Source organism: Hufsiella ginkgonis (genome assembly GCF_009834915.1).
Classification (GTDB): Bacteria; Bacteroidota; Bacteroidia; order Sphingobacteriales; family Sphingobacteriaceae; genus Hufsiella; species Hufsiella ginkgonis.
Map to the genome: position 1 here is coordinate 940,251 of NZ_WVHS01000002.1, position 22,015 is coordinate 962,265.

21 protein-coding genes and 1 tRNA gene are annotated in these 22,015 nt (G+C 49.9%); 10 read left to right on the top strand and 12 right to left on the bottom strand.

Features of this window, described 5'->3' with window-relative positions:
• Positions 1–140: 140 nt before the first annotated feature.
• The 5 genes from GS398_RS10930 to GS398_RS10950 all read right to left on the bottom strand — a co-directional run bounded on the left by GS398_RS10930 (position 141) and on the right by GS398_RS10950 (position 4,692).
• Positions 141–1,316, bottom strand: a complete 1,176-nt coding sequence (locus GS398_RS10930; protein WP_160906793.1) for an ATP-binding protein — start codon at positions 1,314–1,316, stop codon at positions 141–143.
• A 264-nt stretch (positions 1,317–1,580) separates the two neighbouring features.
• Positions 1,581–1,654: transfer RNA gene (locus GS398_RS10935), tRNA-Arg, on the bottom strand.
• 77 nt (positions 1,655–1,731) lie between these two features.
• Positions 1,732–2,763: a sulfite exporter TauE/SafE family protein gene (locus GS398_RS10940; protein WP_369410254.1), complete on the bottom strand. Its 1,032-nt coding sequence runs from the start codon at positions 2,761–2,763 to the stop codon at positions 1,732–1,734.
• A gap of 62 nt (positions 2,764–2,825) precedes the next feature.
• On the bottom strand, positions 2,826–3,662 hold the full coding sequence (locus GS398_RS10945; RefSeq protein ID WP_160906794.1) for an aminotransferase class IV: 837 nt from the start codon (positions 3,660–3,662) through the stop codon (positions 2,826–2,828).
• On the bottom strand, positions 3,655–4,692 hold the full coding sequence (locus GS398_RS10950) for an RluA family pseudouridine synthase (RefSeq protein WP_160906795.1): 1,038 nt from the start codon (positions 4,690–4,692) through the stop codon (positions 3,655–3,657). The genes GS398_RS10945 and GS398_RS10950 overlap by 8 nt, the downstream gene beginning before the upstream one ends.
• Positions 4,693–4,782: 90 nt before the next feature.
• On the opposite strand from GS398_RS10950, the gene GS398_RS10955 reads away from it, so the two are divergent.
• From GS398_RS10955 to lat, 4 genes are all read left to right on the top strand, one after another.
• The gene (locus tag GS398_RS10955; protein WP_160906796.1) at positions 4,783–5,850 is read left to right on the top strand and encodes a DUF6588 family protein; all 1,068 of its coding nucleotides are present in this window, start codon (positions 4,783–4,785) and stop codon (positions 5,848–5,850) included.
• Between the two features lie 23 nt (positions 5,851–5,873).
• Positions 5,874–6,749, top strand: coding sequence for a 1-aminocyclopropane-1-carboxylate deaminase/D-cysteine desulfhydrase (locus GS398_RS10960; RefSeq protein WP_369410255.1), 876 nt, complete (start codon positions 5,874–5,876; stop codon positions 6,747–6,749).
• Positions 6,750–6,831: 82 nt separating this feature from the next.
• A complete protein-coding gene (locus GS398_RS10965) occupies positions 6,832–8,058 on the top strand; it encodes a sterol desaturase family protein (RefSeq protein WP_202406017.1) in 1,227 nt (408 codons plus the stop codon).
• A 51-nt stretch (positions 8,059–8,109) separates the two neighbouring features.
• Entirely contained in the window at positions 8,110–9,441 is a 1,332-nt protein-coding gene (gene lat, locus GS398_RS10970; RefSeq protein ID WP_160906798.1) for an L-lysine 6-transaminase, read from the top strand.
• Here the strand turns inward: lat and bshB1 are convergent.
• Genes bshB1 through GS398_RS10985 form a run of 3 tightly spaced genes read right to left on the bottom strand, consistent with a single transcriptional unit; the run spans position 9,436 to position 11,285 of the window.
• Positions 9,436–10,155 (bottom strand): bacillithiol biosynthesis deacetylase BshB1, encoded by a 720-nt coding sequence (bshB1, locus tag GS398_RS10975; protein WP_160906799.1) that lies wholly within the window; start codon positions 10,153–10,155, stop codon positions 9,436–9,438. The genes lat and bshB1 overlap by 6 nt on opposite strands.
• Complete coding sequence (locus tag GS398_RS10980) at positions 10,152–10,664, bottom strand: glutathione peroxidase (protein WP_160906800.1); 513 nt, start codon at positions 10,662–10,664, stop codon at positions 10,152–10,154. Before GS398_RS10980 ends, bshB1 begins: the two co-directional genes overlap by 4 nt.
• 3 nt (positions 10,665–10,667) lie before the next feature.
• On the bottom strand, positions 10,668–11,285 hold the full coding sequence (locus GS398_RS10985; RefSeq protein ID WP_160906801.1) for a DUF4294 domain-containing protein: 618 nt from the start codon (positions 11,283–11,285) through the stop codon (positions 10,668–10,670).
• A gap of 230 nt (positions 11,286–11,515) precedes the next feature.
• Here GS398_RS10985 and GS398_RS10990 point away from each other — a divergent pair, with 230 nt between their 5' ends.
• The 4 genes from GS398_RS10990 to GS398_RS11005 all read left to right on the top strand — a co-directional run bounded on the left by GS398_RS10990 (position 11,516) and on the right by GS398_RS11005 (position 16,948).
• Entirely contained in the window at positions 11,516–13,744 is a 2,229-nt protein-coding gene (locus GS398_RS10990; RefSeq protein WP_160906802.1) for a RelA/SpoT family protein, read from the top strand.
• Between the two features lie 101 nt (positions 13,745–13,845).
• Complete coding sequence (locus GS398_RS10995) at positions 13,846–14,319, top strand: Fur family transcriptional regulator (RefSeq protein WP_160906803.1); 474 nt, start codon at positions 13,846–13,848, stop codon at positions 14,317–14,319.
• A gap of 32 nt (positions 14,320–14,351) precedes the next feature.
• Complete coding sequence (locus GS398_RS11000) at positions 14,352–15,626, top strand: adenylosuccinate synthase (RefSeq protein WP_160906804.1); 1,275 nt, start codon at positions 14,352–14,354, stop codon at positions 15,624–15,626.
• Positions 15,627–15,646: 20 nt separating this feature from the next.
• Positions 15,647–16,948: an anthranilate synthase component I family protein gene (locus tag GS398_RS11005; RefSeq protein ID WP_160906805.1), complete on the top strand. Its 1,302-nt coding sequence runs from the start codon at positions 15,647–15,649 to the stop codon at positions 16,946–16,948.
• A 73-nt stretch (positions 16,949–17,021) separates the two neighbouring features.
• Here GS398_RS11005 and GS398_RS11010 read toward each other — a convergent pair whose 3' ends face one another.
• Genes GS398_RS11010 through GS398_RS11025 form a run of 4 tightly spaced genes read right to left on the bottom strand, consistent with a single transcriptional unit; the run spans position 17,022 to position 19,838 of the window.
• Positions 17,022–17,804, bottom strand: coding sequence for a M48 family metallopeptidase (locus GS398_RS11010; protein WP_160906806.1), 783 nt, complete (start codon positions 17,802–17,804; stop codon positions 17,022–17,024).
• 38 nt (positions 17,805–17,842) lie between these two features.
• Positions 17,843–18,490 (bottom strand): glycerol-3-phosphate 1-O-acyltransferase PlsY, encoded by a 648-nt coding sequence (gene plsY, locus GS398_RS11015; RefSeq protein WP_160906807.1) that lies wholly within the window; start codon positions 18,488–18,490, stop codon positions 17,843–17,845.
• A 41-nt stretch (positions 18,491–18,531) separates the two neighbouring features.
• Positions 18,532–19,386, bottom strand: coding sequence for a carboxylating nicotinate-nucleotide diphosphorylase (nadC, locus tag GS398_RS11020; protein WP_160906808.1), 855 nt, complete (start codon positions 19,384–19,386; stop codon positions 18,532–18,534).
• A 26-nt stretch (positions 19,387–19,412) separates the two neighbouring features.
• On the bottom strand, positions 19,413–19,838 hold the full coding sequence (locus GS398_RS11025) for a DUF4783 domain-containing protein (RefSeq protein ID WP_160906809.1): 426 nt from the start codon (positions 19,836–19,838) through the stop codon (positions 19,413–19,415).
• A gap of 88 nt (positions 19,839–19,926) precedes the next feature.
• Between GS398_RS11025 and gpmI the strand changes: the two genes are divergently transcribed.
• Together gpmI and GS398_RS11035 are read left to right on the top strand one after the other, a co-directional pair.
• Entirely contained in the window at positions 19,927–21,447 is a 1,521-nt protein-coding gene (gpmI, locus tag GS398_RS11030) for a 2,3-bisphosphoglycerate-independent phosphoglycerate mutase (RefSeq protein WP_160906810.1), read from the top strand.
• 2 nt (positions 21,448–21,449) lie between these two features.
• On the top strand, positions 21,450–21,998 hold the full coding sequence (locus GS398_RS11035) for a hypothetical protein (protein ID WP_160906811.1): 549 nt from the start codon (positions 21,450–21,452) through the stop codon (positions 21,996–21,998).
• Positions 21,999–22,015 lie beyond the last annotated feature (17 nt).

The following is a 22,015-nucleotide window of genomic DNA, read 5'->3' on the forward strand; positions in this document are numbered from 1 at the left end:
AGCATTTAAAAATACGAAAACCGCGTTTTTGAGCTAAAAACGCGGTTTTTAAACACCAGGTACACCCGGCTGAACGGTTTTCGAACCGTTGAAGGGGAAAATTGCAAAAACCTGCCCGTTGCCTAACATCATGCCAGGCTCTACGAAATTGATATCGAATTGAGATTATCCGTTATATTATTCCATGGAACAACCTTTAAACCATTGCTTCTGATTTGCGTTTCGCTGCCAGCGTATATGACTGTTCCTCGTTCCGATCCTGTTATTTTTTTCCAGAACAAAAAGTTTTTGAAATAGTCACTTGTTATTGTTTTACCAGCTTTAATCTCTATAGGATAGAGATCAGTCCCGTTATCCACAACAACATCCATTTCGTTGCCTACGTTATCACGCCAAAAGTAGAGATTAAACACCTCGTTTTTATTATAACGTTCTTTAACGAGATCGCTTAGAACATAGTTTTCAAACAAACTCCCTTTGAGAGGATGCGTATCCAAATAGTCGATTTTACTAATTCCTAATAACGAACAGGCCAAACCCGTGTCGTAAAAATATAATTTTGGCATTTTCACCAGCCTTTTATTGAAGTTTTTATGGTGAGGCTTAAGCAGGTAAATAATGAAACTACTTTCTAAAACACTGATCCACGAAGCTATCGTTTTACCATCCACCCCGGTTTCAGTAGCCAGGCTGTTCAGGTTTAACAATTGGCCTATCCGGCCCGCACAGAGCTTTATAAACCGTTCAAATGCGTTCACATTAGCTATGTTTTTAAGCTGGCGCACATCTCTTTCAATATAGGTCCGAATGTAGTTCGGTAACCACCGATCGGGAGAGATAGGATTATCATAGATTGGAGGATACCCCCCACGGAACATTGAACTTTCGATAGATTGAAACTCCCCAAGAAACAACCTGACTTCTTCAGTCGAGAATGGGAGAAGAAAAATATACCCGATCCTGCCGGCGAGGCTTTGTGATATATTTTCCTGCAATAGGAAATTGTTAGAGCCAGTCAGGATAAATCTTCCCTGTTCCCGGCTATCATCAAGGATTTGTTGTAAATAAGAAAACAGCTCTGGTACGCGCTGTGCTTCATCAAAAATGGCGCCCTCCGGATATTGCCCCAGAAAGCCGCGCGGATCTTCTACAGCAAATTGGCGGGTATCCGGATTTTCTAAGGAAACATATTTCTTACCGGGAAACACACTTCGTGCAAGGGTCGTTTTTCCTGATTGGCGCGGTCCGACGATAGCAATAGCCTTAAATTGCTTAGATAAACTAATAAGTTCTTTAGTGACGCTCCTTGTTACCATGAGGCAAACATATCACTTATTTCTTACAATTTCGGAATTAGATTCCGCAATTGTAAGAAATAAATTTTACGCTTCAGACGATACGTAAAGAATGAAATAAAAAGAGCCCGGCATAACCAGGCTTATTACATGTTTAAACATCATTCGTACACCCGGCTGAACGGTTTCGAACCATTTTTCACTTCAATTAATTGAAATTCAAGGCCATTTTTGGGCAAAAAAAAACAGGACTGAACCTCAAAAAAAGAGACCAGTCCTGTTAGGTACGCCCATCAGGATTCGAACCTGAGACCGACGGTTTAGAAAACCGTTGCTCTATCCAGCTGAGCTATGGGCGCAGGCTTTTGTAAAAGCACGCAAAACTAATGAATATTTCGGATTTGGTAAAAGGATTTTTAATTGCCGTTGGGCATGCCTAGAAAAACGATGCGGCGAACTTAACCAGCGCACGCAGGCTCGAAATGATCACCAGTGCGCCCACCCCGATCATCATCGACCTGGTCTTCAGTTTCCCGGCCATGCGCGCGGCGAGCGGCGCTGCGATCACGCCACCGATAATAAGGCCGGCGATGGTTTCGATATGACTCACGCCGAGCAGGATAAAAAAGGTGAGCGCACTGCCAAGAGTAACGAAAAATTCGGTGAGGCTTACCGTGCCTATCACAAACCGCGGGGTGCGGCCCTTAGAGATCAGCGTGCTTGTTACCAGCGGTCCCCAGCCTCCCCCGCCGAATGAATCGAGGAAACCGCCCGCTCCCGCCAGCCAGCCGGCATTCTTCACCTTACGGGAAGCGGTTTTCTTACGGAACGCGTTTACCAGGATCCGGATGCCAAGTAACATGGTGTATACCGACAACGCGGGGCGTACCCAACCAGCATTCTTTTCGCCGAGGTAAAATAAAAGGGCAGCACCGGTAATAGCGCCGATCACACCGGGGATAAGCAGCGTGCGGAAAAGCTTTTTGTTAACATTTCCAAAGCGGTAGTGACTAAAACCGGAGGCACCACTTGAAAACATCTCGGCAGTATGGATGCTTCCGCTGATGGCGGCAGGATTAAGACCCGTGGAAAGCAAGATGGTGGTAGAGATTACGCCGTAACCCATCCCCAGGGCGCCATCCACCAACTGTGCGAGAAAGCCGGCCGCCAGCATCCAGAAAAACTCCGGATCGATGCGGTTGAACTGTGCAACGAGCAGCTCCCACCCTTTTATGATCGGGAAATAAGAAAAAATAGCATGGCCTATCAACATAAACGCCAGCGCAAACAAGCACCTGTTGGCAAACTGCTTCCAGCGTTTTTCAGCAAGCTTGTTCGACTGCTCGTCGGCGATCCCATCCTTCACCGGCCTGGCATATTCCTCCTCCTTCGGCTCCGCTGCTGGAAGCGCTTCCTTTCTTACCGGTTCAATGTCAACCGCTAATAGCTCTTTTTCATTTACTGACACATTACAAATATAATACTCTACTTACTTGGTAGTGTATTATTTAAAAATAATTTATCGTTAAGCTAAATGCCGTTCAATTGCTGAAGGAGGAACTTGCTGGTCTCGTTAAAGTAACGTTTCCTGTCGAGTCCCATTATCCATTGGATCCCGCGTACGGCATTGGTGGTGAACAGCTCATCCGCTTCGTGAAGGATCGCCGGATTGATCTGGGCCTCTACTACACGCAGGTCGTTTTTGCGGGCAAGCGACATCACTACCTGCCGCATCACGCCGGCCACACAGCCTTCGCTTAATGCAGGAGTATAGATCTGCTTATCATACACCACGAAAAGATTAGAGGTCATGGTTTCGCATAAAAACCCATGTTGATTAAGGATCAGCACATCGTCGAGTGCATTTTGTGTGCGAAAGATTCCCGCCAGCACGTAGATCAGCGAATTACACGTCTTAAAATTCGAAAGAAAATTCACAGGCTTATGCAGCTCGGTGAACACATCGGCAATGTATCCTTTCGAACTGCTTTTATAACTGGACTCGTCTGATTTCTCCGCTTCCACCACGTAACCGGAACCGTTATCAGAAGGACTGTATAATCCGCCGGGATTGCGAAAAACGGTGATCCTCACGCGGGCGTTGGCGCCAAGCCGGTTCTGCCGTACCAGGCTTTCGGTTACTTCGGCCAGGAACCGGGCATTCATTTTCTCCCACCCATCCATTTTCAGCGCCCTCATGCCACGCTGGAGCCTTTCGGCATGCAGGTCGGCGAACTTTAATGTCCCTTTCAGGTAGCGCATGGATTCGAAGAGCCCGTCGCCATACTTAAATCCGCGGTTATCGGCTGTTAGCACGGCTTCCGTTGCCGCCGCTATCGTCCCGTTAAAATTGATATACCTACTCATCCCCGGCTGCGGTTACATATTTTCTCCACTTTTCGATCACCCGCCGCATGTCTTCCGGCAAGGGAGCTTCAAAGTGCATGTACTGCTTCTTCGAAGGATGCGTAAACCCGAGCGTTTGCGCATGCAATGCCTGCCGGGGAAGGATATCCAGGCAATTGTCTACGAACTGCTTGTATTTGGCATAAACAGCACCCTTAATAATTCTATCGCCGCCATAAACCGGGTCGCCAAACAAGGGATGACCGATGTGCTTCATATGCGCGCGGATCTGGTGGGTACGACCGGTTTCCAGCTGGCACTCCACCAGGGTAACGTAGTTAAAACGCTCCAGCACCTTATAGTGGGTTACGGCCCATTTGCCCTTCGCTTCGTCATCGTAGATCGACATCACGCGGCGATCTTTCACACTGCGGCCGATATACCCGGTCACCGTACCGTCTTCCGTAAGATCGCCCCAAACGAGCGCCAGGTATTTACGTGTGATGCTGTGATCAAAAAACTGCCGGGCGAGGTAGGTCATCGACCGTTCGTTCTTGCTGATCACCAGCAGGCCTGAGGTATCCTTGTCAATACGGTGCACCAAACCGGGCCGGCCATCGTTTCCCGGCAGCTGCGGAAGTTGTTGAAAATGATAAACGAGCGCGTTCACCAGCGTGCCAGTATAATTGTTGAAACCAGGATGTACCACCATCCCGGCGGGTTTATTCACAATGATCAGGTCGTCGTCTTCATACAATAACTCCAGCGGGATATTTTCCGGGTAAACTTCTGTATCCCGCGGAGGATGAGGCAGAACCACCGAAATCACATCGTTCGGTTTCACCTTGTAGCTCGGCTTTGCCGTATGACCGTTCACCAGCACATTGCCGGCTTCGATAGCATTCTGGATGCGGTTACGGGATGCGTTTTCCACACGGTGCATCAGGAACTTATCCACACGCAGCAGCGATTGGCCCTTGTCGACCACCACCCGCAAATGTTCATAAAGATCCTGTTCTTCCTGATCCTGGAAATCTTCGGCTTCTGACATCCGGCAAAAATAAGGTTTGGCGGAAGATTACGCGCTTAATTCTACATCGCCGGAATATTTTATCTTTATGCCATTAATACCTGATAAGCCATGAAAAAATCTGTTAGCTTCTTTGCGATCTGTTTGTTGGTTTCGGCCGGTCGCTTGCCCGTATTTGCGCAGGGCGATCTGTCTGAATTGATCAAATCCGGCCCGGCGGATGCCACCAGGCTTGCCGCCGCATACCTCGATCCGCTGTTCAAAGGATTCGGCGTTGGCCTGAACTCCGGCTGGATGAATACCGGGCGAACAAAACAAACGGGCCATATAGAGATCCGGCTCAGCGGTTCCGGTGCCTTTGTCCCAAAAGACGATAAGACCTTCGATGTAACTACCCTCGGCCTTTCTAATAAAATAGCGCTTGCACCAGGAAGCGGCCCCACGGCGCAAACGTTTTTCGGCAGGGAGACCGCCGGTCCCACCATGCAGGTAAAAGACAACAGCGGCAACGTGGTAGAAACCTTCAGCCTCCCCAAGGGTACCGGGATTCCCCTGGTCCCGGCTCCGCAGCTGCAGGTCACGCTCGGTCTGCCCAAAAACTTTGACGTTACGGCACGCTATATCCCCGAAACAAAACTGGGTGACGATTTCGGCAAAGTAAGCCTGATAGGCGGCGGCGTTAAGTTTGAAGTGCTGCCACTCCTTAATAAAACCGCCGACAGGATCCTGCCTTTCAACGTTGCCGTGGGCCTCGGCTATACCCGTTTAAAATACACGTACGACCTGGACATCAATCCGCCAGGAGGCTCGGCGCCGAAAGATATCTCGCAGGTAAAGGATTTTTCCGGGCAGCGTGTAGACGCCAGTTTCTCAGGCTTCAACGCCGATGCCATCATCTCTAAAAAACTGCTTTTCTTTACGCCGTTCTTTAGCGTAGGCTACAATTCCTCGAAAACAAATGTGGGGCTGGTAGGCAATTACCCCCTGGTTACCGATGTGGTGTTGGGCGTAAAACAGTACACTACTTTCACAGACCCGGTTTCCATAAAACAAAAAGACGTAAACGGCTTAAAAAGCACGGTAGGATTCCAGCTCGACATGGCATTCCTCAAATTCTACGGATCATTCACCGCGGCGCAATACAAGTTATTTAACGCAGGGATCGGGATTGGAATTTGATCACGCTGCCTGTATACAGCCCGGTGGAACCTGTTCTTTACCCCGTATTTGCGGAGAAACAGCTCAGGGTTTTCATCAAGCGCGACGACCTGATCCACCCTTACATTTCGGGTAACAAATGGCGTAAGCTCAAGTACACGCTGCGCAGGGCGGAGCAGGAACAGAAACGGCACCTGGTCACCTTTGGCGGCGCGTGGTCAAACCATCTCGTGGCTACGGCGTGCGCTGCGGCAAAGTTCGGGTTCAAAAGTACCGGCTTTGTTCGGGGCGAAGAGATACAAAACCTGGCGCTCACATTATGCCGCATCTTTGGGATGCAGCTTATCTTCACCTCGCGGGAAAGCTATCGCGATAAGCAAGCCCTGTTTAACCAACATTTTGGCAATGATTCCCAGGGATTTTTTATCGATGAAGGTGGCGCCGGGCCGGATGCGGTTAAGGGCTGCGCAGAACTGGCGGACGAACTTGCCACAGATTTTGACCACGTATTCTGCGCCTGCGGGACCGGCACCACCGCAGCCGGTCTCTGGAACGGACTTCACCTGCGGGGCCGCTCCCACACCCTGCACCTGGTGCCGGTGCTAAAGGAGGGAGAGCGCTTACCCGGAACCATACAACACCAGCTGACGGGTAAATTCGACGGCCATATTCATCCCGGCTACCACTTCGGCGGGTACGCTAAATGCCCGCCATCGTTAGCCGCTTTCATTATGGACTTCGGGGCGGCCACCGGGATTCTCCTCGACCCCGTTTACACGGGGAAACTCGTTTACGCAGTTGCTGATATGGCTGTTAAAAACCAGTTCAAACCGCATCAAAAGCTGCTTATTATCCACTCCGGCGGCCTGACCGGCATCGCCGGGAAACTCAACGATTTCAGCTTTAATTTGATTTCCTGATATATTTTAGGCAATTTGCAACGTTTTTTTACAGAACTTAATCTTAAATGTATCCTGTAGTTAAAACGTTTATTTATTCACAATGATCAACCACGTATACGAAGCATTTGCTGTACCGGGCTTCCTGCTTTTTATGGCCATCGAGTTTATCTATGCGCGCCGTAAAAAGAAAAAGGAGATCTTTAAGTTTAGCAGCTCCATTACTAATATCAGTATTGGAGTGGCGGACCGGTTGATGGACCTTTTCTTCTCCGGCAGCTTTTACGCACTCTATTATTACGTTTACAAAAATTTTCATTTCTTCGATATTGGCAAATCATGGTACGTTTGGGTGATCCTTATCCTGGCCACCGACCTGGTGTGGTACTGGTACCATCGCCTCGGCCATGAGGTGAATGTACTCTGGGGTGCGCACATCGTCCATCACCAAAGCGAAGAATTTAATTACACGGTCTCCGCACGTATCACCATTTTCCAGGCTTTTGTGCGCACCGTTTTCTGGAGTTTCCTGCCGCTTGTGGGCTTTCACCCCGATATGGTGATCCCGATCCTGTTGTTCCACGGCGCTTATTCTTTCTTTACGCATACTCAGATGATCGGGAAACTTGGCTTCCTTGAAAATATCCTCATCACACCTTCACATCACCGGGTACACCACGCTTCCGACGAAAAGTACCTGAATAAAAATTATGGAGACGTTTTCGTGTTTTGGGATATGCTGTTCGGCACGTTCCAGCGCGAGCAGGAAGCGCCCACCTATGGCATCACGCATCCGCTGAAAAGCAACAGCTTTTTATGGCAGCATTTTCACTACGTATTGGAGATCGCGGTAGCGGTAAACCGGGCTGCCACCTTTAAGGATAAGTTCCTCGCCGTGTTCGGTCCGCCGGAAAACATGGACCCGCGAATTCGCCCGGCGCTCGAACGCAAGTACAAGATCCATACGGAAAAGGCACAGACTAACGCAAACTTCCGGTTTTACCTTAATTTCCAGCTGGCCGTGAGCATTATTTCGCTGTTTGTGATGTCGGTGATGTACGATCAAATGGAAACAGCTTCTATTGTAGCCATCTCCTCCACCATTCTCGTTACGCTGATTAATTGCGGCGCGTTACTCGAACAGAAAAGATGGATCTACTATCTCGAGATCATCCGCTTTTTTATCCCGATCATTTACGTAAGTCAGCAGTATGCAGGTCCCGAATTCCTGATCACCATGACGGTTACTTTCATTATCGTTTCCATGCTGTTCCCGCTGCAGGAATGGTACCATAAACGGTTATTCGAGGAAAGACCGGAACTGGCGTAGAGAAAATGGGGAATGGAAAATTTCCCTTAACATTGCATAAAGCATCCTGCCATGTATAAACTAACCGTTTCCCCGGGAGACGTTCAGCAAACCTTGTCGAAGCATATTCTTGCCGATGGGTACGACCTGACGTTCGATATGGAAAAGAGCAACGGTGTACGGATCTTCGATTCCCGGTACCAGCGCACGCTGCTTGATTTCTTTACCTGTTTTGCGTCGGTTCCGCTGGGGTATAACCATCCCAAGATGACCGGCGACGAAGCGTTTAAGAATAGTCTCCTGATGGCTGCGCTTACCAACCCTTCTAATTCAGACATTTACACCACCCAATATGCCCAATTTGTAGAAACGTTCTCCGGGTTCGGGATCCCCTCCTACCTGCCGCATGCATTTTTTATCTCCGGCGGTGCGTTGGCCATCGAAAATGCCCTGAAAACAGCGATGGACTGGAAAGTCCAAAAGAATTTCGCAAAAGGATACACTAGGGAGGTAGGGACAAAAGTGATCCACTTCGAGCATGCGTTTCACGGACGCACCGGTTACACGCTGAGCCTCACCAACACCCTGCCCGAAAAAACGCGCTGGTATGCCAGGTTTAACTGGCCAAGGGTGTCGGCGCCTTACATCAGGTTCCCCCTTAACGACGAAAACCACGCGGACCTGTTACAAAGGGAAAAAACATCCCTGAAAGAAATTCGCGAAGTATTTTCGGCCAATAAGGACGAAATCTGCGCGATCATTATCGAGCCCGTTCAATCTGAGGGCGGCGACAATCACTTCCGGCAGCAGTTCCTGGAGCAGCTCCGCCAGCTGGCGGATGAAAACGAATGCATGCTGGTGTATGACGAGGTACAAACCGGCGTTGGCCTTACGGGTAAATTCTGGTGCCATGAACACTTTGGAGAGAAGGCCCGCCCGGATATCCTCGCCTTCGGCAAGAAGATGCAGATTTGCGGAATACTGGCAGGCGCCAAGGTCGACGAAATAGAGACCAATGTTTTCCGCGTTCCCTCAAGGATCAATTCTACCTGGGGCGGCAACCTCACCGACATGGTGCGAGCCACCCGCATTCTCCAGATCATTGAAGAAGACAACCTGGTGGAAAACGCGGCCACCATAGGCAGCTATCTTAAAGATGAGCTGGCAAAAGTGGCGGAAAATGATCAGCGCATCAGTAATGTTCGCGGACGGGGCCTGTTAACGGCCTTCGATTTCCCGGATAAAGAAATGCGGAACCGTTTTGTACAAAAAGGGATGGAAAAGCATGTAATGTTCCTGGGATGCTCACACAACAGCATCCGGTTCAGGCCCGCCCTGATCATGGAGCGGGAACATATCGACGAAGGTATCGCTGTAATGAAAGAGGTGCTGGCTGAGTTATAACAAGCTGAACAAGTCAGTTACTCCAAGCAGTTTCCGGGACACAAAACCTTCGCCATACTCTGCACCGATGGATTTACCGAACTCCCTGGCCCGTCCCTCCACGATCCTGAGAAATGCGGGCGAGGAAATATAAGTAGCATCAGGCTCGTCGTAATCAGGATTAAAGAACTGCGTTTTATAAGCCAGTATCGACTTCAATTTATTGTCCCACTGCGCTGTTACATCGAGAATGATATCCGGTTGATGGTATTGGTCCTGTATAAATTCGAGTACCAGTTTGGGGCGCCAGGGCTCCTGGACCTCCTCCGCATCGTGCGTAACGATCTTTCTTAATCCTGCCAGGAAAGCGGCATCGTTTACCAGGTCGCTGGCACGTCCATGATCGGGGTGCCGGTCGGCAGGCGCGTTAGTAAAAACAATTTCGGGCTGGTGCTTCCGGATCGCGTGGATAACCTGTAGTTGGTGCGCTTCGTCGTTCCGGAAAAAGCCATCGCGCATGGCGAGGTTACCACGCATAGACAGGCCCAGGATTGCCGCGGCATCCGCCGCTTCTTTATCACGGGTTTCTGCGGTGCCGCGCGTGCCGAGCTCGCCGCGCGTCAGGTCGATGATCCCGGCTTTTTTTCCCTGGGCAATATATTTCAGGAGCGTCCCGGAACAACCCAGCTCTGCATCGTCGGGATGCACAGCCAATACCAGCAGGTCTAATTTCATTGCAGAACGGGCATCAGGTCCAGTAAACGCTGGATCCGTTTAACGATCCTTCCGGAATCGGGCTTGGTGAAGGGATAATAGTAATCCTCTACCTCGCCTTCGCGATTGATCAGGTACTTATGAAAGTTCCACCTTGGGGAGGCGCTGTTGCGGCCGTTCTGGCGTCTAGCCGCGAGGAACTTATATAGCGGGTGGGCTTTGGCGCCCCGCACATGGATCTTATCAAAAACAGGGTATTTGGTGTGGAAGTTCATCTTGCAGAACTTCCCGATGGCCGAACCTTCCAGGGGTTCCTGCCCGCCGAAATCGTTAGAGGGAAATGCCAGGATCTCGAAATCCTCGCTTCCGACAAGTTGCCTCAGGTGCTCCAGATTTTCCAGTTGGGGGGTAAATCCGCATTCGGAAGCGGTATTTACAATGAGAAGAACTTTATTCCTGTACTCACTTAAACTTATCGTTTCGCCGTTCAAACGCTGAACTTCGAACTGATAAATACTCTTATCACTCATGCTTTAATTATATCTGTATTCTATTGACTGTATAATAGCCTCAATGTCACGCTGTTCCTGGGGATCATATTTTTCTTTGAGATCGTGCCCGAACACACGCGCCACCACCTGGTAGCTGAAGGCCGTTATCCCGCCTTTAAGCTGTCTCACCATTTCGTAGCTGCTGTTACCGGTTTCACGATCAATCAGCTTGATCAGGATCTCGCCCTGCGTAATGGTCATATTCTTCACTTCCTTATTAAACATGTCTTTGATCTGCTGCTCGCAGGCCTTTACCAGCTTTTTCTGGGCTTTGCGATCGCCCGTGAGGGCCAGGTCCTTTTGCAGCTGGGCGTACCGGTTCCTGGCGAAGATGGCATAAGGCCATACTTTTAGCACATTGTAACGAAGGCGATTATATTTTGCCCGTTCTTCGGCGGTGAGTATCCTGCCTTTAGCCCGGATATCGATATCCGACAAGGGAAGCCAGGGGATCATCACATCGTTCACCTTTGTTAAGGCCACCGTTAACGTATCATTTTTCCCCTTCACATAAGGATCATACTTTTCCGGTTCCTGGGCAAAAGCGGTGATGCCTGACAGGAGGAGTGAGATCGCAGCGATGTACCTAAAAATTTTCATATATTAGATAAGTGCAAAATTACATTAAATTTCGTTTACTTATTAATACAACATCTGTGGAATAGTAACCCAACGAGTTTGTTTACGGCTTTCAGCGATCGCCTGTCAGCTGTCAGCTCCTTAAAGTAGCTTAAATTACAGGGGAAGAACAATTTAGCGGGTTAAAATAAGCACATTTAAGTTAGATAAACCGGGCTGACAGCTGATTGCTGAAAGCTGATCACTGAAAAATGAAAGAACTACTCATCGATCTCGAAGCCGAAAAACTGGAAATCCTGAAGCGATACCGGGCGCTTTTACGGGCATGCAAATCAACTTTACAAAAAGGTGACAAACGCATGATCCGGCGGGCGTTCGATATGGCGCTGGATAGCCACAAAGATATGCGGCGCAAATCCGGCGAGCCTTATATTTATCACCCCATCGCGGTGGCGCAGATTGCAGCGGAAGAGATCGGGCTTGGCACCACCTCGATCGTTTGCGCGCTGCTGCATGATGTGGTGGAGGATACCGCTATCACGCTTGAGGAGATCGAACAGGAATTCGGTAAAAAAGTGGCCCGCATTATCGATGGGCTCACCAAGATTTCGGGAGTTTTCGACACGAACAGCTCGTTGCAGGCCGAAAATTTCCGCAAGATGCTGCTTACCCTGGCAGACGACGTGCGGGTGATCCTCATCAAGCTCGCGGACCGGCTGCATAATATGCGCACCATGGATTACATGCCGCGTGACAAACAGCTGAAGATCTCCTCCGAAACCGTGTATCTCTATGCGCCGCTGGCGCACCGGCTCGGGCTCTACGCGATGAAGTCGGAGCTGGAAGACCTGGCCATGAAGTACATGGAATCTGAGACTTACAAGTTCATTGCTAAAAAGCTGAATGAGAAGAAAACGGAACGCGAGCTGTATATCCGGAATTTTATTGAACCGATAAAAGACATCCTGATGGAGCAGGGGCTGCATGCGCAGGTTTATGGACGGCCGAAATCCATCCATTCGATCTGGAATAAAATGCGCAAGAAAAGTATTCCTTTTGAAGAAGTGTACGATCTTTTTGCGATCCGCATTATCCTGGAGAGTGACCCGGAGCACGAGAAATCTGACTGCTGGAAGGCGTATTCCATCGTTACCGACCTCTACCGGCCCAATCCCGACAGGCTGCGCGACTGGGTTTCATCGCCAAAAGCCAACGGATACGAGTCGCTGCACACCACCGTGATGGGTGCCAAAGGCCAGTGGGTGGAGATCCAGATCCGTACCAAACGTATGAACGAGATCGCCGAGAAAGGATTTGCGGCACATTGGAAATACAAAGAGTCGTCAGCCGAGCATGGCCTCGATATCTGGATCCAGAAGGTGCGCGAGTTGCTGAGCAACCCCGAATCTAATGCGCTCGACTTCCTGGACGACTTTAAAATGAACCTCTTTTCTGACGAGATCTTCATTTTTACTCCCAAGGGAGCGCTCATCCAGTTACCGATAGATGCCACGGCGCTTGATTTTGCGTTCGAGATCCATTCAGATCTCGGGGCAAGCTGTATCGGCGCAAAAGTAAACCATAAGCTGGTGCCGCTTTCTTATAAGCTGCAGAACGGGGACCAGGTAGAGATCATTACCTCATCAAAACAGTCGCCGAAAGAAGACTGGCTGAATTTCGTGGTAACCGCCAAAGCCAAAGCCCGGATAAAATCGGCCCTGAAAGAAGAAAAGCGCCGCATCGCGGAAGAAGGTAAAGAGATCCTCGAACGGAAACTTAAGTCGCTGAAAATCACTTATAATACCGACAACATTTACAAGCTTACCTATTTTTTCAAGCTGAACTCTTCACTCGATCTCTTTTACGAAGTAGGCCGTGGAAAGATCGACCTCCGCGACCTCAAGGACTTCCACGCATCTGAAAAGCTGGTAGAGAACCGCTCTCCCGAGAAGATCGAAAGCGCCCAGATAGAAGGCTTGATGAACCGGGTAAAAGCCAAGGATAGCGATACGTTGCTCATCGGCGAAGACCTCCAGAAAATAGATTACAAGCTGGCGAACTGCTGCAACCCGATCCCGGGCGACGATGTGTTCGGGTTTATTACCATTAACGAAGGGATCAAGATACACCGCACTAATTGTCCGAATGCCACCAAGCTGATGTCGAACTACGGTTACCGGATCGTAAAAGCGCGGTGGACTTCGCAGAAAGAACTCGCCTTTTTAACCGGGCTGCGCATACGGGGGATAGATGACGTGGGCCTTATTAACAAGCTTACTACCGTGATATCCAACGACTTTAAGGTAAACATGCGCTCTATTACCGTGGATAGCAACGACGGGATCTTTGAAGGCTCCATTATGGTTTACGTAAATGACACGCAACATCTCGATAACCTCATTAAACGTTTAAAACAGGTAAAAGGCGTAACGGCAGTCACCCGGTTCGACTCGCAGGCGGCGGTAACGAGTAATGGTTGACGACTGATAGCTGACGGCTGATAGCTGATAGTTAATAACCCAATTGTCCGTTGCTAATTGTTCTTTATAATATTACCTTTGCCTCTTACTACATCACTTATATGGCAGTACAAGAAACCATTGATATGGTTAGAAAGATTTTCGAGGCCTATCTCGAAAATAAAAGCCTACGTAAAACTCCTGAGCGTTTCGCTATCCTGGAAGAAATATACTCGAGAAGTGACCATTTCGATGTGGAGTCGCTTTACATTCACATGAAGAATAAAAAATATCGTGTAAGCCGCGCCACGGTATACAATACGCTTGAACTGCTTGTTTCCTGCGACCTGGTGACCAAACACCAGTTCGGCAAGAACATGGCGCAGTTCGAAAAATCGTACGGGTACAAACAGCACGACCATATCATTTGCCTTAATTGCGGTAAAGTGGTGGAATTCTGCGATCCGCGGATCGGCCAGATCCAAAGCATGATGGGCGACCTGCTGAAATTCGAGATCAAACACCATTCATTAAACATGTACGGTGATTGCGCGAAGCTGAAACAGGGCTTTTGCGAATCATATTCCAAAAATTAACTTAACTTTTTTACCAGTATAATCCATAATTAATGGCTGTAGACGTATTATTGGGGCTCCAGTGGGGTGACGAGGGCAAAGGAAAGATCGTTGATGTGCTATGCCCGCATTATGACCTCATCGCCAGGTTCCAGGGCGGCCCCAATGCAGGGCATACACTCGAGTTCGACGGACAAAAGTATGTGCTGAACACCATCCCTTCCGGCATTTTTAACCCGGGGACCATGAACCTGATCGGTAACGGCGTGGTGATCGACCCCATCATTTTAAAAAGAGAGCTCGATAACCTGGAGAAAAATGGCTTCGACCCTGTAGGGTTGGGCAAACTGGTGATCGCGCGTAAAGCGCACCTGATCCTGCCGACTCATCAATTATTAGATGCGGCTTCTGAAAGCCGTATGGGCGAAGGCAAGATCGGTTCTACGCTAAAAGGTATTGGTCCTACTTATATGGACAAAACCGGTCGTAACGGCTTGCGTGTAGGCGACACCACTCTTCCGGATTTCCGCGAACGTTATGAGAAACTCGTCGGCAAACACCGGTCGATCTTATCGCATTACGGTGAAGTTGCTGACTTCAGCGAGAAAGAAACCGCTTTTTTTGAAGCAGTAGAGTTCCTCAAAACCATTGAACAGGTAGATAGCGAGCATTTCGTAAACAAATATCTTAAAGAGGGGAAAACCGTGCTGGCCGAAGGTGCACAAGGCGCTATGCTCGACGTTGATTTTGGCTCCTACCCTTTTGTTACTTCCTCCAATACCACCACCGCGGGCGCATGCACAGGGCTTGGCGTGGCTCCTAAAAATATCGGCAACGTGATCGGGATCTTTAAGGCATATTGTACGCGGGTGGGCGGCGGGCCATTTCCAACCGAACTGAATGACCATACCGGGGAAGAGCTCCGCCGTATCGGTCATGAGTTTGGCGCTACCACCGGCCGGCCCAGGAGATGCGGGTGGATCGACCTCCCTGCGCTTAAATATGCCATTATGCTAAACGGCGTAACCGAGCTGGTAATGACAAAAGCCGACGTATTGAGCGGTTTCGAGAAAATTTATGCCTGCACGCATTACCAGTATAACGGCGAAAAAATTGACTACATGCCCTACGACATTTGCACCATTAAACCGGAACCTGTACTCGAGGAGATCGAAGGGTGGCATGAAGACCTTACGGGGATCCGCACACCGGCGGAAGTGCCCGCAAAACTTGCCGCTTATGTTAAATACCTGGAGAATGCGCTGGAAGTACCGGTAAAATACCTCTCTGTAGGACCAGACAGAGTACAAACACTGGTGATGAAATAATTACGCTATTACCAGCATAGATGAACGCTGATGATGATCTTCTGCAGGTGAAAACCGCCCTGCCAGCTATTGATAAATTTAAAGAAAAGGCCCTTCAATGGGCCTCTTCGTTTGATACGGCATGCCTGCTCGATTCTAACGGGTTCACCGACCCTTATACTTCATTCGACCTGGCCATCGCAGCCGGGACCAGGAGGCTGATCACCCCGCAGGGTGAGAATGCCTTCGGCGAACTCGGGGCGCTATTGGAAAAAGAACCCGGATGGTATTTCGGATTTCTTTCTTACGACCTGAAAAACGACGTCGAAGAGCTAACTTCAGCGAATGCGGACCATCTGCGTTTTCCTGATCTCTGCTTCTTCCAGCCACTCCACCTGCTGTTGGTGAAAGGCGGCGAACTCACCATAATGTCGGCAAACCCGGATGAGGTACTGGCTGCCATCGGGCGTATGCAAGAGATGACAACAACTACGCGCCAGGAAAACCTCCTCATCAACGCCCGTTTCAGCAGGGAAGACTATATCGCAACCGTGCAGGCTATCCGCGAACACCTTCGCCGTGGTGATGTTTATGAGCTGAATTTCTGCCAGGAGTTCTATGCAGAAAACGCATCGATCGACCCGGTAAGCCTGTACCTTGCCTTAAATGCGATCTCTCCTACTCCGTTTTCGGGTTTCATGAAACATAACGAACGGTACATTCTTTCGGCGAGCCCGGAGAGATTTATTAAAAAAGCGAAGGACAGGCTGATCTCACAACCCATTAAGGGTACGGCCAGCAGGAGCGCCGACCCGGACACCGACCGGGAGATCATCGGGCAATTACGCTCGGACGCAAAAGAACAGGCGGAGAACGTAATGATCGTGGACCTCGTGCGCAACGACCTTACCCGTTGTTCTGTACCGGGATCCGTAAAAGTAGAAGAATTGTTTGGCATCTACAGCTTCAGCCAGGTGCACCAGATGATCTCGACGATCGTAAGCAATCCCGATCCCGCAAAAGGCCCTGCCTCGCTGATAAGCGCCGTATTCCCCATGGGCTCTATGACCGGGGCGCCGAAGTTTCGCGCCATGCAGCTGATCGAACAATATGAACGCACAAAACGGGGGGCGTTTTCCGGTGCCATCGGGTACTTTACGCCCGAAGGCGATTTTGATTTCAACGTAGTGATCCGGACCTTACTCTACAACGCGGCCGAAAAATACCTGTCATTCCAGGCAGGCAGCGCCATTACCTACGATTCCGACCCGGAAAAGGAATACGGGGAGTGCCTGCTAAAGGTCAGCGGAATTATGAGCATCCTGGGGAAGTCCTGGGATTAATTGATAAAGCCTCCCTCTTACCCGCAACAACGCGAAGCAAAAGAGAGGCTTGAGATGCGCCTATTGAAGCTTGTTATTTCTTGTAATATTTCATCGCCTCCGGCAAACGTTTCTGGATATCGGCAATCCGGGTAGCATCGCTGGGGTGCGTGCTCAGGAATTCGGGCGTACCGCCGTTCTGGGAAGCTGTAGCCATCCGCTGCCAGAAAGATACCGCGGCCTGCGGATCGTAGCCGGCCATCGCCATAAAAATAAGCCCTAGCCGGTCTGCTTCAGATTCCTGGTTACGGCCGTACTTAAGCAGGGTAAGCTGACCGCCTACGCCATACAATTGTGCAACAGTTTGCGAACCGGTAGCGGCACCAATTACGCTGCCCCCTGCCTGGGCCAGGGCAGTTTGCGAAGCCCGTTCTGAAGAGTGACCGGCGATGGCATGGGCGATCTCGTGTCCCATAACGGTGGCCAGGCCGGCATCTGATTGGGTAACCGGCAAGATCCCGGTGTAAACCGCAACCTTTCCGCCGGGCATACACCAGGCGTTGATGTCCTTGCTTTCTACCAGGTTAAACTCCCAGTTGTAATTATACTGGGTGCCATACCCGTTGGCTTGCATATACCGGCTTATGGCGCCCGCTATGGCGGTACCAACCCGCTTAACACGCTGCGCGTCAGTAGAATTGGCGATCACTTTTGTTTTGGGATCGGAGAGGAACTGCTTGTAAGCGGTGGCCGCTTCCGTCTGGATAGAAGCCTCGTCTACCAGGCTTAACTTTTTACGCCCGGTAAGCGGTACGGTAGCGCAGGCGGCGAGTACGAGTATAGCGATAGTAGTAAATAGGAATTTCAACTGTTTCATAACTATGTTTATTTGATCAATAAACAGTTAACAGCGATTTAGTTTTGCGGTTTTTTGAAGAGACTGATTTTCGACTCTTTTCCTTTCAGCAAACGTTCGATATTTTTTTGATGGGTAACAAGGATCAGCACGGTAATACACATGCCATAAAGCACCATGGAACGGATGGGCGAGTGAAAGATGAAAATAATGCTCAGTGGGAAGGTAAAACCGGCCATGATAGATCCCAGCGAAACATATTTGAAGATAATGAAAAACACCAGGAAAACCATCACACAAAGCAACGCGGCCTCGATGTGGATAGCCAGGATCATACCGAATAAGGTAGCGATTCCTTTGCCTCCCCTGAAACCGGCGAAAATGGGAAAAAGATGGCCCATTACTGCGATAATGCCAAGCGCAAGTTTGAAATTCACAAACTGAACCGAATCGTGCGGCCCCGTGATAGAGATGCCGATAAAATAGGCCAGGTTGGTTGCCGTATACCCCTTAAAAATATCGATCAGCATAACGCTGATACCGGCCTTCTTGCCAAGTACCCTGAAAGTGTTAGTAGCGCCCGCATTGCCGCTTCCGTATTCGCGCACATCTATACCATAAAACGCTTGTCCTATCCAGACAGCTGTTGGAATAGATCCGAATAAATATGCAGTAAGTAAAGCCGAAAGGGAGAAAATGGATATCATTCAGCTACAATAATAAAAGAAAAGGCCGTATAATAAAAAAATTATTCGTGCATAGCTTTTAGACTCATATCGAGACTCTTTACAGAATGCGTTAGGGCGCCCATCGAAATAAAGTCGACGCCGCATCCGGCATATTCGAGGGCATTTTCTGCCGTAATACCGCCCGATGCTTCAGTTACGTAACGGCCGTTGATCAATTTTACGGCGGTACGCAGTGTTTCGTAGTCAAAATTATCAAGCAGGATCCTATCGGCGCCGCCTTCCGCCAATACCTGTTCCAGTTCGCCGATGCTTCTTACTTCGATCTCAATGGCGAGTTGCTTTTGCTTTTCTACGAGGTATTGCCGGGCCGCTTTCAGCGCATTGGCGATCCCGCCTGCATAATCTACGTGATTATCTTTGATCAGGATCATGTCATACAATCCGAAGCGGTGGTTGGTCCCCCCGCCGATCTTAACGGCCATTTTCTCGAGAAAACGCAGATTGGGCGTGGTTTTGCGGGTGTCGAGCACGCGGGTGCGGGTACCTTCCAGCCGCTCTGCAATGTATCTGGTGGCAGTGGCGATTCCGCTCATACGCTGCATCGTGTTCAATACCAGCCGCTCGGCGAGCAGGATCGACCGGTCGCTGCCTTTCACTACCAGCACGATATCACCGGGTGAAACGCGGGCGCCATCGCCTATAAGCACCTCTGCTTCAAGACCAGGATCCACCAACCTGAATATTTCGAGCGCAACCGACACCCCGGCAACCACGCCCTCTTCCTTGATGAGTAATTTAGCCGCACCGGTACTTCCTTCCGGGATGGTGGATAACGACGTGTGGTCTCCGTCGCCCTCGTCTTCCGCTAACGCATTTACGATAAATTTTTGAAGCAGCTCCTGGTATTCTTGCATAACAGGGCGAAAATAACGGAATTATTTCACTCCTTGGCAGCCTCGATCCGCATTTCGGTCACGAGGAAGGTGCCCTCCGTGTTCTTCATGGCAAATGACAACCGATAAATGCCATTGTTGGTAGTTAACAATACTACGGCAAACCGGTGATTGGGATTGGAAGCGATCTTGTGCACCAGCTTAACAGCCGAGGGTTGGTGCTTGGCAAAGAAATCTTTCAGGATGGCCTCCGCCTGTACCTTCGAATACATATTTTCTTCGGTTAAGATCGTCAGCTCTACGGTGGCGTTCAGCGATTTGGCGATCTCTTTGGCATTGCCTGCTTTAAGGAGCGCCAGCAGATCGTCGGCGGCATCCGCCGGCGTTGTTGCTAATGAGTTAACAGACAGCAACATCAATAGAAGAAGGCTGCTAAAAGAAGGACTGATCCGGGTATGTATGGATGGGAGCATATGGTAAAAATAGCGAAAACGATGTACAAACACTTTAAATAAAATGCCTTTTCATAAAAACGCCGGGCTAAATATTTAATTTTGTGCCGTGAAAGAAAAAAAACTCGCGCTCCTGATCCTCGACGGCTGGGGATACGGAAAAAACGACCGCTCGAACGCTGTATTAAAGGCTGATACTCCTTTTTTCGACAAACTTGTCGCCACCTATCCCAACTCGAAGCTTGAAGCGTCCGGTGAAGCCGTTGGCCTTCCCGCCGGGCAGATGGGCAACTCGGAAGTGGGGCACATGAACCTCGGCGCCGGCAGGATCGTTTACCAGGAACTGGGCAGGATCAACAAGGCGGTAACCGATAACGAGCTGACCACCAACCCGGTACTGTCTGAAGCTTTTGCCTACGCCAAACGCGAAAATAAGCCGGTGCACCTCATCGGGTTATTGTCTGACGGCGGGGTACATTCACACATCGGCCATGTATCGGGGCTGTGCGACGCCGCAAAAGCCGCCGGCCTCGACCAGGTATTTGTCCACGCATTCATGGACGGGCGCGATACGGACCCGAATTCCGGCCTCGGCTTTATCGCCGCGCTGGAAGAGCACCTTGCTGCCTCGTCAGGGAAAATCGCCTCCCTCATCGGAAGATATTATGCCATGGACCGCGATAACCGCTGGGAACGTGTAAAAATGGCTTATGACCTGCTGGTACATGGTACCGGCGAAGCGGTGAGCGATCTCGCTGCCGCCGTTAAAAAATCATATAATGAGGGGGTGACCGATGAATTCATCAAACCTATCGTAAAAGTTGGCAGCGACAACCGGCCGCTCGCCGTGATACGTCCCGGTGATGTGGTGATCTGCTTCAATTTCCGCACCGATCGCGGGCGCGAGATCACCATCGCGCTTACACAGAAAGCATTTCCTGATTACCAGATGGAACCGCTCCCGCTGAATTATATCACCATGACCAGCTACGATGAAACGTTTAAGGACGTCCAGGTAGTTTTTCGCAAAGACGACCTTACCGATACGCTGGGCGAAGTACTCGAAAGAAATCACAGAAAACAAGTCCGCATAGCGGAAACAGAGAAATACCCGCATGTAACTTTCTTCTTCTCCGGCGGAAGAGAGCAGCCGTTTGAAGGTGAAACAAGACTGATGATCCCTTCGCCCAAAGTGGCAACATACGACCTTAAACCGGAAATGAGCGCCGAAGGGATCCGCGACGCGATCTGCAGGGAAATGAAGGATAATCATCCTGATTTTATCTGCCTGAATTTCGCTAATCCGGATATGGTGGGTCATACCGGGAGTTTCGAAGCCGTGGTAAAAGCCGTAGAAACGGTCGACCATTGTGCGCAAACGGTGGTGGAAACTGGTATCGGGCTGGGTTATTCGTTCATTATTATCGCCGATCATGGCAATGCGGAGTTTATGATCAACGAAGACGGATCTCCCAATACTGCCCATACCACCAACCTGGTACCTTGTATCCTGATCGACAGCGACTATAAAGCCGTGCGCGATGGCAAACTGGGCGATATCGCCCCCACCGTGTTGAAGATCCTGGGCATTGCCGCCCCGGAAAAAATGACGGGGAACGTGCTGGTCTGATCATGAAACGACTCACCGGTGTCCTGGGATTGATCGCTGTGCTTTCTTCCTGCATGCAAACGGAGCACGCGGGGGTAGAAACAAAGAAGCAAAGCTACTTTGACCTGGCCTCGTATATGCGCCAGCAGGTGGCAGCCATGCAGAAGACTCACCCTGAAGTGCTTAAGTCGGTAACAGAGAACGGCATACCTGAAAGTAAAACGAAACAGATCGTTAACTGGAAACGTGAGCTGGCGATATTCGCCGGATCCGACATCAACAAGCCCGCCTGGCGATCCAGTTACCGTGAGGTAAAAAAGGAGGGGGAGGTTAGCTACCTCTCCACAGACCCGAAATTGAGAACACGGCAGCTAAGCATCAGCTCTGACAGCAAGGGGCGCGTAACGCACATCAGGATCGTGAACCATACCTCGAATTACCTGTACACCTCCAACGAGGTGCTCGATTTCTTTCCTGACTCGCTTTACCAGGTGGAAAAGAAACAACAGGTAATGCTGCTGGGGGAAACCAGTTACCTGGTAACAGGAAAAATAAATACCAGCTCCCAATAATTTACACTGCTCGTCGT

What these genes read in the sequence shown, in the direction of transcription:
- nadC (WP_160906808.1), bottom strand. Translation starts at nt 19,386, where the DNA reads ATGCAAGAATACCAGGAGCTGCTTCAAAAATTTATCGTAAATGCGTTA.
- GS398_RS10995 (WP_160906803.1), top strand. Translation starts at nt 13,846, where the DNA reads ATGGCAGTACAAGAAACCATTGATATGGTTAGAAAGATTTTCGAGGCC.
- GS398_RS11000 (WP_160906804.1), top strand. Translation starts at nt 14,352, where the DNA reads ATGGCTGTAGACGTATTATTGGGGCTCCAGTGGGGTGACGAGGGCAAA.
- GS398_RS10990 (WP_160906802.1), top strand. Translation starts at nt 11,516, where the DNA reads ATGAAAGAACTACTCATCGATCTCGAAGCCGAAAAACTGGAAATCCTG.
- GS398_RS11035 (WP_160906811.1), top strand. Translation starts at nt 21,450, where the DNA reads ATGAAACGACTCACCGGTGTCCTGGGATTGATCGCTGTGCTTTCTTCC.
- GS398_RS10945 (WP_160906794.1), bottom strand. Translation starts at nt 3,662, where the DNA reads ATGAGTAGGTATATCAATTTTAACGGGACGATAGCGGCGGCAACGGAA.
- plsY (WP_160906807.1), bottom strand. Translation starts at nt 18,490, where the DNA reads ATGATATCCATTTTCTCCCTTTCGGCTTTACTTACTGCATATTTATTC.
- GS398_RS10955 (WP_160906796.1), top strand. Translation starts at nt 4,783, where the DNA reads ATGAAAAAATCTGTTAGCTTCTTTGCGATCTGTTTGTTGGTTTCGGCC.
- GS398_RS11005 (WP_160906805.1), top strand. Translation starts at nt 15,647, where the DNA reads ATGAACGCTGATGATGATCTTCTGCAGGTGAAAACCGCCCTGCCAGCT.
- lat (WP_160906798.1), top strand. Translation starts at nt 8,110, where the DNA reads ATGTATAAACTAACCGTTTCCCCGGGAGACGTTCAGCAAACCTTGTCG.
- GS398_RS10980 (WP_160906800.1), bottom strand. Translation starts at nt 10,664, where the DNA reads ATGAGTGATAAGAGTATTTATCAGTTCGAAGTTCAGCGTTTGAACGGC.
- GS398_RS11025 (WP_160906809.1), bottom strand. Translation starts at nt 19,838, where the DNA reads ATGCTCCCATCCATACATACCCGGATCAGTCCTTCTTTTAGCAGCCTT.
- GS398_RS10930 (WP_160906793.1), bottom strand. Translation starts at nt 1,316, where the DNA reads ATGGTAACAAGGAGCGTCACTAAAGAACTTATTAGTTTATCTAAGCAA.
- GS398_RS10965 (WP_202406017.1), top strand. Translation starts at nt 6,832, where the DNA reads ATGATCAACCACGTATACGAAGCATTTGCTGTACCGGGCTTCCTGCTT.
- bshB1 (WP_160906799.1), bottom strand. Translation starts at nt 10,155, where the DNA reads ATGAAATTAGACCTGCTGGTATTGGCTGTGCATCCCGACGATGCAGAG.
- GS398_RS10985 (WP_160906801.1), bottom strand. Translation starts at nt 11,285, where the DNA reads ATGAAAATTTTTAGGTACATCGCTGCGATCTCACTCCTCCTGTCAGGC.
- GS398_RS10950 (WP_160906795.1), bottom strand. Translation starts at nt 4,692, where the DNA reads ATGTCAGAAGCCGAAGATTTCCAGGATCAGGAAGAACAGGATCTTTAT.
- GS398_RS11010 (WP_160906806.1), bottom strand. Translation starts at nt 17,804, where the DNA reads ATGAAACAGTTGAAATTCCTATTTACTACTATCGCTATACTCGTACTC.